Source organism: Klebsiella sp. MISC125 (assembly GCF_051131775.1).
Classification (GTDB): domain Bacteria; phylum Pseudomonadota; class Gammaproteobacteria; order Enterobacterales; family Enterobacteriaceae; genus Klebsiella.
Map to the genome: position 1 here is coordinate 5,424,682 of NZ_CP180448.1, position 14,471 is coordinate 5,439,152.

The window sequence follows — 14,471 nt, forward strand, 5'->3', positions numbered from 1 at the left end:
CTCCTTATGATTGGTACAAACTCCCTCCTGCCACAGCGGCTGCAAATCCTTAAGGATGCGTACCTGTCGGCAAAACCCAGCATTACGATCAACAGAGCGCTGGCCTATACCGAAGTATTCAAGAGCCATCCCGAACTGCCGAGGAATTTACTGCGGGCAAAAGGTTTTCGCCGCGCCTGCGAAACCGCACCGCTGCTTATTCAGGATCGCGAGCTGATTGTCGGTCACCCCTGTGGTAAACCGCGCGCAGGCTCCTTTTCGCCGGATACAGCGTGGCAATGGGTCGCGGATGAATTAGAAACTATCGGTACCCGGCCGCAGGATCCTTATTTTATCAGTGAAGAAGATAAACGGATGATGCGGGAGGAGCTATTCCCTTTCTGGCAGGGTAAATCTCTGGCCGAAGAGTGCGAAAAAATAATACGCAAAGAGAATGAAGAGTTATGGGAATTTGGCGCACAGGCAACCATTAGCGACCTGACTTACCATATTACCAGCGGCGGCGGCGACACCAGCCCAGGTTATGACAATATCTTATTCCCAAAAGGGATTTACGGCTTAAAAAGAGAAGCGGAGCTCTCTCTCGCTGAATTATCCCCAGAGAATAAACAACACCAGGATAAAATCGCTTTCTACCAGGCGGCGATAGAGTGCTGCGAAGGCATTTTAACCTATGCTGCCAGGCTCTCAGCCCATGCCCTTGAACTCGCAGCAAAAGAAACCGACCCAAAGAGAAAAGACGAATTAAAATCGATTGCGGCGGTGAATGCCCGCGTGCCCGCGCATCCTCCTGAAACATTCCATGAGGCATTGCAGGCAATATGGACGATTCAATCGCTCTTTTTACTGGAAGAGAACCAGTGCAGCACCTCACTCGGACGCATTGACCAGTATGTTTATCCGTACTTTGCCGCAGGAATAGCCTCAGGCAAAATGGATAACCAGCAGGCGCTGGAATTAATGGGCTGTTTCATTATCAAGTGCTCCGAAATGATTTGGTATACTCCAGGTGCGACAGCCAAGTATTTCGCGGGTTATATGCCATTCATTAATATGACCGTTGGCGGTCTGAAAAGAGAAGGCGGTGACGGCACTAACGACCTGACATATCTTATTATGGAAGCGGTTGAAAAAGTGAAGGTTTATCAGCCATCCCTCGCCTGTCGGATCCATAATCAATCTCCGCAACGTTATTTAGATAAGATTGTCGATATTATTAAAACCGGCATCGGCATGCCCGCGTGTCATTTTGACGATGCGCATATAAAAATCATGCTCAGAAAAGGCTTCGATTTTGAAGATGCCCGCGACTACTGCCTGATGGGCTGCGTGGAACCGCAAAGATCGGGGCGCATCCACCAATGGACTGCTGGCGGTTTTACCCAGTGGCCTATTACCCTTGAAATGGCGCTCAACCGCGGCGTACTCAAATCTTATAGTGACAAGCGCTGGCTGGATACCGGTGATGTCGATGCCCTGGCGACCTGGGACGAATTTGCAGCCGTGGTCAAGCGCCAGCTTGATTACCTGATCGAGATGAATGCAAAAGGCACCAATATTATTCAGCGCGTCTTCCGCGATATCACCCCTACGCCGTATATGTCTCTCTTCGTTGATGGCTGTATGCAAAATGGGCAGGATGTCACCGCCGGAGGCGCAGTGTTGTATGACGGGCCAGGAACGATTTTCGCTGGTCTGGGCACTTTTGTGGACAGCATGGCGGCCATTAAGAAACTGGTGTATGACGACAAAAAATATACCCTGACCGAACTCAGGAAAGCGCTCGATGCAAATTGGGAAGGATATGAACATATCCGACGCGATTGTAAACATGCGCCTAAATATGGCAATGATGATAGCTATGCCGATGATATTGCCGTAGATATTGTTGATTACACTGAAAAGAGAATGAATCAGCATCGCTCCCTTTATGCCAGACATATCCACGGAACGCTGTCACAATCGTTTAATACGCCGCTGGGTGGCATGATCGGCGCAACGCCGGATGGTCGAGAGGCTTTTGCGCCGCTCTCTGATGCCATGAGCCCAACCCAGGGAGCCGATACCCAAGGCCCTACGGCGGTCATCAAATCCGTCTCCAGAATCAACGTCGAATCCATGAGCCTGGGGATGGCGCATAACTTTAAGCTCAGCCAAAGCGCGCTGGATACTCCGGAAAGTCGCAATGGCATTATTACTCTGCTGCGGACGGCCTCGGTGATGGGAAATGGGCAGATGCAGTTTAACTGTATTGATAACGCAACTCTGGTTAAAGCACAGAAATGTCCGGAACAATATCGTGACCTTATCGTTCGCGTCGCGGGCTATAGCGCGTTTTTTGTTGAGCTTTGCAAAGACGTTCAGGATGAGATTATTAGCCGTACCGTAAATCATTAAAAACTCAATGGGAATTGATCCTCAATAACCACGATGGATTTAAAAACACAAAATGTTATAACAAAGCCTGCTATTTAAAAAAACAAGACCAGCGTCAAAGTTTAAGAATACGCTTATCCATAAATAATATTTTGTGATTTTAATCGTGGTTATTTTCTCATTTTTCTTTATTTTTATCACACCCCATCACACACAGAGGACGATGTAATGACGCAAAAATCGATTTATCGCCTCATTGCCCAGGGTGGCCTGGACGACTGGTATAATTTGGATCATCGTATCTCCAACGACTTCCCTCGTTAATTCTCCGCTGCTGCCTGCTCCCTAAAAAATTTATATCAACACTGCGTTTATTCGCTATTTGTTGCGCCTGTCATTTGTCGCCGAATAGCCAAACGCGGCACAGCATCCCCATGGAGAAAATAAATGAAACGTATTCCTGAACCGTTCCGTATTAAAATGGTCGAAAACATTCGCATGACCACCTTTGACGATCGCGTCAAAGCCCTGGAAGAAGCGGGATATAACCCGTTTTTACTCAATAGCCAGGATGTTTATATCGACCTGCTGACCGACTCCGGTACCGGAGCAATGAGCGACCATCAGTGGGCTGGCCTGATGATGGGCGACGAGGCTTATGCCGGGTCGCGCAACTATCAGCACCTGTGCGAAAAAGTCAAAGAGATCATTGGCTATCCGTATACCATTCCGACCCACCAGGGGCGCGGCGCGGAGCAGATCCTGTTTCCGAGCTTGATTGCCCGCCGCAAGTCGGCGCATCCGGTATTTATTTCCAACTTCCACTTCGACACCACCGCCGCCCACGTCGAGCTTAACGGCGCGAAAGCGATTAACGTAGTGACGCCAAAAGCCTTCGATACCACCTCGTGGTACGACTGGAAAGGTAATTTCGATATTGATTTGCTGAAGGCGACCATTGCCGAACACGGCGCGGAAAACGTCGCGGCGATTATTACTACTGTTACCTGTAATAGCTCCGGCGGACAGCCGGTATCGCTGGCCAATATGCGCGAGGTGTATCAAATTGCCCGCCAAAATAATATTCCAGTGGTGATCGACTCCGCCCGCTTCTGCGAAAACGCCTGGTTTATTAAACAGCGCGAAGAGGGCTACGCGGATAAATCGGTGAAAGAGATTATTCTCGAGATGTACGAATACGGCGATATGCTGACGATGTCCGCTAAGAAAGACCCGATGGTCAATATTGGCGGGCTGTGCTGCTTCCGCGATGATGAAGACTTATTTAACGAAGTGCGCATCCGCTGCGTGCCGATGGAAGGCTTCGTCACCTACGGCGGTCTGGCGGGACGCGATATGGAAGCACTGGCTATCGGTCTGGAAGAAGGGACCAATGAGGATTACCTTGCTTATCGCATCAATCAGGTGGAGTACCTCGGCGAACGCCTGCGCGAAGGCGGCATTCCGATTCAGTATCCGACCGGCGGCCATGCGGTATTCGTCGATGCCAAACTGCTGCTGCCGCATATCCCGGCAGAGCAGTTCCCGGCCCACGCGTTGAATAACGAGCTGTACCTGGAAGCGGGTATTCGCAGCGTGGAAATCGGCTCGCTGCTACTGGGCCGCGACCCGGAAACCGGTAAGCAGAAAGCGTCGCCGATGGAGCTGTTGCGTCTGACCATTCCGCGCCGCGTTTATACCAACGATCATATGGACTATATCGCTGATGCGCTGATTGCCGTTAAGTCCCGCGCCGCAAATATTAAGGGTCTGACCTTTACCTATGAACCGCCTGTGCTGCGCCACTTCGTCGCCAGACTGAAACCGGTGAAATAACCCAAGCCCTCGGCGCTCTCGCAACGGGAGCGCCTTAAACTTCAAATAACGACTAATTAGCTCAATCACTCGGGTTGCGCTTGGGTAGCCGTTTGCCCGCAGCCCGTTACTTAGAGCCTATCCCAGTAGGCGTAATTGGCGCCGACAGTTTGAACACGGCCAGCGCGCAAGAACCGGAGCGTACACGTAGTACGTGAGGATTCTGAGCACTGCCCAGGTTCAAAATGGCAAGCAAAATAGCCCTAATGGGATAGGCTCTTAATAGATAGCCACGTGAGGAATAACCTTATGGCTACATTATCGGTCTCAAAAGCGGTCTCAAAAAATACACCATCGCTGATTGGCGGGGCGATGATTATCGGTGGTACCATTATTGGCGCAGGTATGTTCTCTTTACCGGTCGTCATGTCTGGCTCCTGGTTTTTCTGGTCGCTGCTGGCGCTTATATTTACCTGGTTTTGTATGCTGCACTCCGGATTAATGATTCTGGAAGCAAACCTGAATTATCATATTGGCGCCAGCTTCGATACTATCACTAAAGATTTACTGGGTAACGGCTGGAATATTATTAATGGTCTCACCGTCGCCTTCGTATTATATATTCTGACCTACGCCTATATATCCGCCAGCGGTTCGGTTATCCAGCATACTTTTGCACAAATGAATCTCGCGGTACCGGCGCGCTTAGGCGGCCTGGCGTTCGCACTGGTGGTCGCCTTTATTGTCTGGCTGAGCACCAAAGCGGTAAGCCGGATGACCACTATCGTGCTGGGCGCCAAAATCCTCACCTTCTTTATGACCTTCGGCGGGCTGATGTGGCACGTCGAGCCCGCGATTCTGTTTAACCGCTCGGAAGCCAATGCGTCATATTTGCCCTACGTGCTGATGACGCTGCCGTTCTGCCTGGCTTCATTTGGCTATCACGGTAACGTCCCCAGCCTGATGAAGTATTACGGTAAAGATCCGCTAATCATTCGTCGCTGCCTGCTGCTTGGCACACTGATGGCGCTAGTGCTGTATATCATCTGGTTGGTCGGTACCATGGGCAATATTCCGCGCCCGGCGTTTATCGATATCGCCGAGAAAGGCGGCAATATTGACGTACTGGTGCAGACCTTAAGCGGCCTGCTGAACAGCTCCACGCTGGACTTACTACTGACCGTCTTTTCCAACTTCGCCGTCGCCAGTTCGTTTCTGGGCGTGACTCTCGGCCTGTTCGATTACCTGGCGGATCTGTTTAAGTTCGACGACAGCCCTAAGGGGCGTTTTAAAACCGCGCTGGTTACCTTTGTGCCGCCGATTGTCGGTGGGCTGCTGTGGCCAAACGGCTTTATTTACGCCATCGGCTTCGCTGGTCTCGCCGCCACCGTGTGGGCTGCTATCGTTCCCGCTCTTCTGGCACGAGCCTCACGAAAACGGTTTGGTAGCCCAAACTATCGGGTATGGGGTGGCAATGCCATGATTATCCTGATTTTATGCTTCGGAGGCGCTAACGCGATAATTCATATCTTATCCAGTTTTAACCTGCTGCCGGTTTATCGCTAAATAAAAAACCGCTTTTACTGCTACTGCTTTTCGTGGCAGGATAAAAAGATGAACAGAAACGTTGTCGTAACTCACCCTTGTCGTTGGTGGCTGCCTGCATAACAGGCGGCATGATTTAACGTTTCCCATATTCAGAGCCGCCGGAAGGCGGCTTTGTTGTTTCTGAGTGGCGCCTTTCGGCTTAATCACAGCATAAGGAGTCACTCATGAGTACGACACAAACTATTCTGACCGGCGACCGTCCAACCGGCCAGCTGCACCTCGGCCACTACGTCGGTTCCCTGCGCCAGCGCGTGCAGCTCCAACATGATCACCAGCAATTTATCCTTGTTGCTGATCTGCAGGGGCTGACCGATAACGGCAGCAATCCGCAAAAAATCAGCAGTAACATCTTTGAAGTGATGGCGGATTATCTGGCCGTCGGCATCGACCCACAAAAGACGACCATCTGTCTGCAATCGGCCCTACCGGCGCTGGCGGAGCTCAGCGCGCTATATATGAATATCGTCACCGTCGCCCGCGTTGAGCGTAATCCGACGGTCAAAAACGAAATCGCCCAGAAGGGATTTTCCCGCTCGCTACCGGTGGGCTTTTTGGCCTATCCCATCAGCCAGGCTGCCGATATCAGCGCCTTTAAAGCCGAACTGGTGCCGGTTGGCGACGATCAGCTACCGATGATTGAACAGACCAACGAGATCGTGCACAAAATGAATAGCCTGACGACGACGCCGATCTTACAGCACTGCAAAGCGCTACTCAGCGATGTCAGCCGCCTGCCGGGCATCGACGGCAATGCAAAAATGTCGAAATCGCTGGGAAATACGCTCACGCTTTCAGCCAGCAAAGAGGAGATCCACCGCGCGGTCAGCGCCATGTACACCGATCCGAATCACCTGCGAGTTGCCGATCCGGGCCAGATTGAAGGTAACGTGGTCTTTACTTATCTCGACGCCTTTCATCCCGATAAAACGTTGGTTGCGGATATGAAAGCACACTATCAGCGTGGTGGTCTTGGGGACCGACAGTGCAAGAATGAGCTGGAGTCCTGTTTACAGGAGCTGCTGGCACCGATACGCGAACGCCGGGCGACCTATATTCAGGATAAAGGCATGCTGCTGGAACTACTGCGCCGGGGAAGCGAACGGGCACACCAGTTGACTCAACAAACGTTGCATGAGGTAAAACGAGGTCTGGGGCTGCCGGTGCTGTTTTGAGAGTCAGAGATATCTTCGCAGGCTCCACGAGCTCGCAGCCTGATGCGGCTATCTCCCCGGTGGCGGCTGACGCCTTACCGGGCTACGGGTTCCTAGCTGTCTGCGGACTGATAGCCCGGACAGGCGCAACGCGCCGCCTCCGGGAAGAACTCAGCCGCTTAATTGCCGTCGCCTTCATGCATCTTCACACAATTTCGCCCATCACGTTTGGCGACATACAGCGCGCTGTCGGCGTCGCGCAGCAGCAGGTTGTAATCCGGATGACCGGTGTGGACGGCGTAGCCAATGCTGGCGGTGATCGAAATTTCGGTCTCAGCACCGACGCTAAACGCCAGTTGGCTGATTTTTTTACGCAGCCGCTCGAGGATAGTAAAGGCTTCCGCCGCGCCGGTTTCCACCAGCACCAGCAGAAACTCCTCACCGCCGTAGCGGAAAATGTAGTCACTGGAACGAATGTTATCGCTGAGCAGCTCCGCAACGTGCTTGATCGCCCGGTCACCGACCATATGACCCCAGCTGTCGTTAATTTCTTTAAAGTGGTCGATATCAATGATCGCCACCGTCATCGGCAGCTCATACTCCATCGCCAGCGTCACTTCATGCTTAAGGACTACCGGCAGGTAGCGGCGATTCAACAGGCTGGTCAGCGTATCTTTGCCGCTTTGCATCTGCGACAGGCTGCTAAACAGAACCCCAAGCTGGCTACCAATCTGCTGACAATGGATATGGATACCCTGTAGCAGACTTTGCGTATTTTTGTACTCTGAATCGTCTACCGAAGATTTCCAGGCGGATAACAGGGCATCCACCTTGCTAATTAAGTCGGCGATTTCCTGCATTTGCGGATTTTTATTAAAATAACGCACGCATTTATGGCGGAACCACAGGCCAAATTCTGACTCAGATAATAACGCTCCGTTAATATCTGTCTTATTATCGCTGACGATATTAAAAATTGCGGTATTTTCCCACCCAGAGAGCGAAGCCTGCTGCTTACCATATTCCAATGGCACATTATCCATCAGGCTATACAGGCGATAAGCCTCTTCATTTTTCGTCGCACGGTAGTGCGATAGGGTATAGGCGTGGCACATCATCTCGACCGCCATATTAATAGCCATGATGGCGTAGTAGATGGCGGCGACGCTGGTATCACGGTCAATCTCGCTATCGCGGATATTTTCAATCAGCCCGGCCTTAAGCTGCCGCGCGCCGCGCAGGACGGCCTCAGCCGGAATGCCAATTCGCGAATGGATGCTGCCGATCAGGTACTGCCGCTCCGCCAGCGCCTGCAGATTTTCCTTCTCGCTCATCAGGATATCTCTCACCCACCCAGCGAGCGAGCTACTTAGCCGCTCCTGGACTAAATCATAGGTGAGATGCCTGGCGATATCCGGGTCCTGAAAAATAAAGTCATAAAAACGGGTCGCTAACGCCTCCGCCTGCTGCTCAGCAATATTTTTAAGAACAGCCTTCACTTCCGGCGTCAGGCTGTCGTACAGCGGCAACCATTCCTTAAAAATAATGGAGATATATTTCTGGCTTTCATCTTTCATTTGAATAAAGCGCTCGCCTGGCGTTAGTGTATTTTCAGGGCCGAAGATCATACAACAGTTCTCCGGGAGCAACCAGATTAAAAATGCGACAGCCCCCCACCAATAATACCCTCTGGTTATTAGCATTGAGAAATGGCTTATAAGTATGATGATTTAATGAAGAACGATGAAGATTGTATGAGCAAGGCCCAGAGCATTAAACCCAATAAGCATCATGGGTAATATTGCCTCACCGCGCCTCAGCTGTTTTTTTTATGTTAACTCTGCGACAAGTCCATGTTTTGTATATGGACATATTCATTGCGGGTGTTAGTATTGCATTGACGGTAGCAATAGATATGCGTGTTTCATTTAAGGCGAGGATTGCTGATGATGACCACATTAATCGCACCTCTTTCTGACTGGCCAGCAGCGTCACACGACGTCATGCGCCGGTTGGCCTTTTCCCCCATCCCTTCTTTTCCTGGAAAGACGATACTTCGCTACGCGGAGGAGAAACGCGCACCACTCAGCAAACGGAGCAAAGCGAGTCGCGTATGGACAAAATCAAACGGCGTTGGACAGGATACGTTATTGGTTTACTGGTGGTCATTGCCGCCGCGGCATGGTGGATGTTGCGCCCACCAGGGCTTCCGGCAGGCTTTGCCAACAGCAACGGTAGAATCGAGGCGACCGAAGTCGATATAGCCACCAAAACCGCCGGTCGTATCGACTCGATTCTGGTCAAAGAGGGACAGTTTGTGCGTCAGGGCGAAGTCTTAGCCCGCATGGACATCCGCGTTCTCAATGAACAACGACTGGAGGCCGCCGCGCAAATTAAGGAAGCGGAAAGTTCGATTGCCGCAGCAAAAGCGCTGCTCGATCAGCGTCAAAGCGAAATGCGCGCTGCCGAGGCGGTCGTGAAGCAGCGGCAGGCTGAACTCAATTCCGCCGCCAAACGCCATGTCCGTTCCAACACCCTGTCGCAGCGTGGCGCGGTCTCCGCTCAACAGCTTGATGATGACCAGGCGGCGGCGGAAAGCGCCAGGGCTGCTCTGGAATCAGCGAAAGCGCAGGTCTCTGCGGCCAGAGCAGCCATTGAGGCAGCCCGCACCAGTATTATTCAGGCGCAAACCCGCGTTGAGGCAGCTCAGGCTACCGAGCGGCGGATTATCGCCGATATCGACGATAGCGAACTGAAAGCGCCACGTGATGGCCGCATTCAGTATCGTGTTGCCGAACCGGGAGAAGTGCTGGCGGCGGGCGGTCGGGTGCTGAATATGGTCGACCTATCTGATGTCTATATGACCTTCTTCCTGCCGACCGAACAGGCGGGCCTTTTGGCGCTCGGCAGCGAAGCACGCATTATCCTCGATGCCGCGCCGAATCTGGTTATTCCTGCCAATATCAGTTTTGTCGCTAGCGTGGCGCAATTTACCCCCAAAACGGTGGAAACCAGCGACGAACGGCTGAAGCTGATGTTCCGCGTCAAAGCCCGCATTCCGCCGGAGCTGCTGGAACAGCATCTTGAGTATGTGAAAACCGGCCTTCCCGGCATGGCCTGGGTGCGTCTGGATAGCCAGAAGGCGTGGCCTGAAGCGCTGATGGTGAGGTTGCCGCAATGAAAACCGTCGCCCGTCTGGAAAACGTGAGCCAGCACTTTGGCACGACCACCGCGCTAAAGGATATTACGCTGAACATTCCCGCCCGCTGTATGGTGGGCCTGATCGGGCCAGACGGCGTCGGCAAGTCCAGCCTGCTCTCGCTGATTTCCGGCGCGCGAGTCATTGAGCACGGTAACGTGATGGTGCTCGGCGGCGACATGAGCGATGTGCGTCACCGCCAGGACGTGTGCCCGAAAATCGCCTGGATGCCGCAGGGGTTGGGGAAAAACCTCTACCACACCCTGTCGGTCTATGAAAACGTCGACTTCTTCGCTCGCCTGTTTGGTCATGATAAAGCCGAGCGCGAAAACCGAATCAATGAGCTTTTGCAAAGTACCGGTCTGGCACCGTTTCGCGACCGTCCAGCGGGGAAGCTCTCCGGCGGAATGAAGCAAAAGCTTGGCCTGTGCTGCGCGCTCATTCACGACCCACAGTTGCTGATCCTTGATGAACCAACCACCGGCGTCGATCCCCTCTCCCGCGCGCAGTTTTGGGATCTGATCGACAGCATTCGCCAGCGCCAGCCGGAGATGAGCGTGCTGGTCGCCACCGCCTATATGGAAGAGGCTGAACGTTTTGACTGGCTGGTCGCCATGAATGCGGGAGAAGTTCTGGCGACCGGCAGCGCAGAAGAGCTAAAAGTGCAAACGGCGAGCCAGACGCTGGAGCAGGCATTCATCGCCCTGCTTCCCGAAGCCCAGCGCCTGGCGCATAAAGAGGTGATCATTCCACCGCGCAACGCAGAGGAGAGCGAAATCGCCATTGAAGCTCGCGGCCTGACGATGCGCTTTGGCAATTTTGTCGCCGTTGATCACGTGAACTTTCGTATCGCCCGCGGCGAAATCTTCGGTTTCCTCGGCTCCAACGGCTGCGGTAAATCAACAACCATGAAAATGCTGACCGGGCTGCTGCCGGCCAGCGAGGGCGAGGCCTGGCTATTTGGCCAGCCGGTCGACCCGAAGGATATTGAAACCCGCCGCCGCGTCGGCTATATGTCGCAGGCCTTTTCCCTCTACAGTGAACTGACCGTTAGGCAAAACCTCGAGCTACATGCCCGGCTGTTCCATATTCCGGATGCGGAGATCCCCGGCCGGGTCGCCGAAATGAGCCAGCGTTTTATGCTGCAAGACGTTGAAGACACCCTGCCCGCCTCGCTGCCGTTAGGTATTCGGCAGCGGCTATCGCTGGCGGTCGCGGTAATTCACCGTCCGGAAATGTTAATTCTTGATGAACCCACCTCTGGCGTCGATCCCGTGGCCCGAGATATGTTCTGGCAGCTGATGGTCGATCTGGCCCGTCAGGATCGGGTGACAATCTTTATCTCCACCCACTTTATGAATGAAGCCGAGCGCTGCGATCGCATTTCGCTGATGCATGCTGGCAAAGTGCTGGCCAGCGATACGCCGCAGGCGCTGGTCGAACAGCGCGGGTCGGCCAGTCTCGAAGAGGCCTTTATCGCCTGGCTACAGGAGGCAGCAGATGCCGCACAGCCGCCAACTGCTGAGGCTGCGCCGATTCCCATGATTGAACACAAAACCGAAACCATTGCTCCGCGTCAGGCGTTTAGCTTGCGCCGCCTGTTTAGCTACAGCCGTCGCGAAGCGCTGGAGCTACGTCGCGATCCGGTACGATCGACTCTGGCATTGCTGGGCACGGTGATCCTGATGTTTATTATGGGCTATGGGATCAGTATGGATGTCGAGGATCTGCGATTTGCGGTACTCGACCGCGATCAAACCGTCAGCAGCCAGGGCTGGTCGCAGAATATCGCCGGTTCACGCTATTTTATCGAACAGCCGCCGCTGCAAAGCTACAGTGAACTGGATCGGCGGATGCGCAACGGCGAGCTAGCGGTGGCTATCGAAATTCCGCCTAATTTTGGCCGCGACATCGCTCGGGGAACGCCAGTGCAAATCGGCGTGTGGGTTGATGGCGCAATGCCAAACCGGGCGGAAACGGTGCGCGGCTACGTGCAGGCGATGCATTTGGCCTGGCTTCAGGAGATGGCCGGTCGCCAGGCCAGCCCCAATCGCGATACCTCGCTGATTTCTATTGAAACCCGCTATCGCTATAACCCGGACGTGAAGAGTCTGCCGGCGATTGTTCCAGCGGTTATTCCGCTGCTGTTGATGATGATCCCGGCGATGCTCAGCGCGCTCAGCGTAGTGCGTGAGAAAGAGCTGGGCTCGATCATCAATCTGTACGTGACGCCGACCACCCGCAGTGAATTTCTTCTGGGCAAACAGGTGCCGTATATCGTGCTGGGGATGTTTAACTTCTTTCTACTATGTGCACTGTCGGTGTTTGTCTTTGGCGTACCGCATAAAGGGAGCTTCCTGACGCTTACGCTGGCCGCACTACTCTATGTCACTATTGCCACCGGGCTTGGCCTACTGATCTCAACCTTTATGAAAAGCCAGATTGCGGCGATTTTCGGTACCGCGATTATTACGCTTATCCCGGCGACGCAGTTCTCGGGGATGATCGATCCCGTCGCGTCTCTGGAAGGACCGGGCCGCTGGATTGGCCAGATTTATCCAACCAGCCACTTTCTGACCATTGCGCGAGGAACGTTTTCCAAAGCGCTAAATCTGACGGACCTGTGGGCATCCTTCATACCACTGCTTATTGCGGTTCCGCTGGTGCTGGGCCTGAGCGTGTGGCTGCTGAAAAAACAGGAGGGATAATGCGCGGATTACGCAATATTTATAATTTAGGCATGAAAGAGCTACGCAGCCTGCTTGGCGATAAGGCGATGCTGACATTAATTGTCTTCGCCTTTACCGTCTCGGTTTACTCCTCCGCTACCGTTATGCCGGGGTCGTTACATTTAGCCCCTATCGCTATTGCGGATATGGATAAATCACAGCTCTCATCGCGCATTATCAACGGTTTTTATCGTCCCTGGTTTTTACCCCCTGAGCTGATTACCGCTGATGAAATGGACGCTGGGCTGGATGCCGGGCGATATACATTCGCGATTAATATTCCCCCTAATTTTCAGCGTGATGTTTTAGCCGGACGCCAGCCGGAACTGCAGGTAAACGTTGACGCGACGCGAATGAGCCAGGCGTTTACCGGCAATAGCTATATCCAGAATATCGTAACTGGTGAGGTGAATAGCTTTGTCGCCCGCTATCGGGATAACAGCACGTTGCCAGTCGAGCTAGCCGTCAGGATGCGTTTTAACCCGAATCTGGAACAGGAACGTTTCGGGGCCGTAATGGCGATTATAAACAATATTACTATGCTGGCCATCGTGCTTACCGGTTCGGCGTTGATACGTGAACGAGAGCATGGAACCGTGGAGCACCTGCTGGTGATGCCGGTGACGCCGTTTGAAATTATGATGGCAAAGATCTGGTCAATGGGTTTGGTGGTGCTGGTCGTTTCTGGATTATCGCTTATATTGATGGTCCAGGGAGTGTTGCAGGTACCGATTGAAGGCTCTATACCGCTGTTTATGCTTGGAGTAGCTCTGAGCCTGTTTGCTACTACCTCAATTGGAATATTTATGGGAACAGTGGCCCGCTCGATGCCGCAGTTAGGACTGTTGATGATTCTGGTGCTGCTACCACTTCAGATGCTATCCGGGGGATCAACGCCACGAGAAAGTATGCCGCAGGCGGTGCAGGACATCATGCTCACCATGCCGACAACTCATTTCGTCAGCCTGGCGCAGGCAATTCTATATCGAGGCGCAGATTTTGCGATTGTCTGGCCGCAGTTTCTGACGCTGCTGGCTATCGGTGGCGTATTTTTTACGATTGCACTGCTGCGTTTTCGTAAGACTATCGGCGAGATGGCCTGAGTTTATGCCGCTACCGCTGGTAGCGGCTATCGATTTATTTATTGCGGTTCATAAAGCGACGCAGTAGCCAGGTAAACCCCATAGCCATGCTGAACAGAATGACCAGCAGCAGCACCCAGCAGACCGAGATTCGCAGTAACGTACTCATCGTCATAAATGGCTGAAGATACACGGTAAATGAGTGCTCAACAGGTTTTCCCAGCAGCATCATTATCCCATCAGCTAACCAGACAAGCGCCCGACAAACCAACCAGATGATAGCTGGCCAACAGAGCAAAACCAGAAAGGTGAAGCGCTCTTGTATATATTTTATAAGTTGGCGCAAAGGAGGCCAGTTGATCAGAATTTTCATTTATATTCTCATATTGCCAGCCGGTAACATGCATTATTCGTCTGAAGACGTTACCGGGTTAGCTTCCATACAGGCAATGCACCCTATATTTTTATCAAATTTGAATTAACTTAAACCAGATCGAGTTAACAAAGTGTT

Annotated in this window: 9 protein-coding genes and 1 pseudogene; 8 read left to right on the forward strand and 2 right to left on the reverse strand. The window is 52.8% G+C overall.

Going from position 1 to position 14,471, the window contains the following annotated elements:
- Positions 1 to 27 precede the first annotated feature (27 nt).
- The 5 genes and pseudogenes from cutC to trpS form a co-directional block, all read left to right on the forward strand.
- A pseudogene (gene cutC, locus ACMYSL_RS25425) lies at positions 28 to 2,397 on the forward strand (choline trimethylamine-lyase); the annotation flags it as partial.
- Positions 2,398 to 2,604: 207 nt separating this feature from the next.
- Positions 2,605 to 2,700, forward strand: coding sequence for a tryptophanase leader peptide (gene tnaC / locus ACMYSL_RS25430; RefSeq protein ID WP_004098218.1), 96 nt, complete (start codon positions 2,605 to 2,607; stop codon positions 2,698 to 2,700).
- Between the two features lie 123 nt (positions 2,701 to 2,823).
- Complete coding sequence (tnaA, locus tag ACMYSL_RS25435) at positions 2,824 to 4,212, forward strand: tryptophanase (RefSeq protein WP_434660335.1); 1,389 nt, start codon at positions 2,824 to 2,826, stop codon at positions 4,210 to 4,212.
- 288 nt (positions 4,213 to 4,500) lie between these two features.
- Positions 4,501 to 5,757 (forward strand): tryptophan permease, encoded by a 1,257-nt coding sequence (mtr, locus tag ACMYSL_RS25440; protein ID WP_434660337.1) that lies wholly within the window; start codon positions 4,501 to 4,503, stop codon positions 5,755 to 5,757.
- Positions 5,758 to 5,963: 206 nt separating this feature from the next.
- Positions 5,964 to 6,971 (forward strand): tryptophan--tRNA ligase, encoded by a 1,008-nt coding sequence (trpS, locus tag ACMYSL_RS25445; protein ID WP_434660338.1) that lies wholly within the window; start codon positions 5,964 to 5,966, stop codon positions 6,969 to 6,971.
- Positions 6,972 to 7,129: 158 nt separating this feature from the next.
- On the opposite strand, the gene ACMYSL_RS25450 is transcribed toward trpS, so the two are convergent.
- On the reverse strand, positions 7,130 to 8,527 hold the full coding sequence (locus ACMYSL_RS25450; RefSeq protein WP_434664264.1) for a diguanylate cyclase: 1,398 nt from the start codon (positions 8,525 to 8,527) through the stop codon (positions 7,130 to 7,132).
- 536 nt (positions 8,528 to 9,063) lie between these two features.
- On the opposite strand from ACMYSL_RS25450, the gene ACMYSL_RS25455 reads away from it, so the two are divergent.
- From ACMYSL_RS25455 to ACMYSL_RS25465, 3 genes are read left to right on the forward strand one after another with little or no spacing between them, the layout of a single operon-like run.
- Complete coding sequence (locus tag ACMYSL_RS25455) at positions 9,064 to 10,131, forward strand: HlyD family secretion protein (RefSeq protein WP_304255609.1); 1,068 nt, start codon at positions 9,064 to 9,066, stop codon at positions 10,129 to 10,131.
- Positions 10,128 to 12,857: a ribosome-associated ATPase/putative transporter RbbA gene (gene rbbA / locus ACMYSL_RS25460; RefSeq protein WP_434660341.1), complete on the forward strand. Its 2,730-nt coding sequence runs from the start codon at positions 10,128 to 10,130 to the stop codon at positions 12,855 to 12,857. The genes ACMYSL_RS25455 and rbbA overlap by 4 nt, the downstream gene beginning before the upstream one ends.
- A complete protein-coding gene (locus ACMYSL_RS25465) occupies positions 12,857 to 13,981 on the forward strand; it encodes an ABC transporter permease (RefSeq protein WP_181483802.1) in 1,125 nt (374 codons plus the stop codon). The genes rbbA and ACMYSL_RS25465 overlap by 1 nt, the downstream gene beginning before the upstream one ends.
- A 34-nt stretch (positions 13,982 to 14,015) precedes the next feature.
- Here the strand turns inward: ACMYSL_RS25465 and ACMYSL_RS25470 are convergent, their stop codons facing one another.
- The gene (locus ACMYSL_RS25470) at positions 14,016 to 14,333 is read right to left on the reverse strand and encodes a hypothetical protein (protein ID WP_181483803.1); all 318 of its coding nucleotides are present in this window, start codon (positions 14,331 to 14,333) and stop codon (positions 14,016 to 14,018) included.
- Between the last annotated feature and the right edge of the window lie 138 nt (positions 14,334 to 14,471).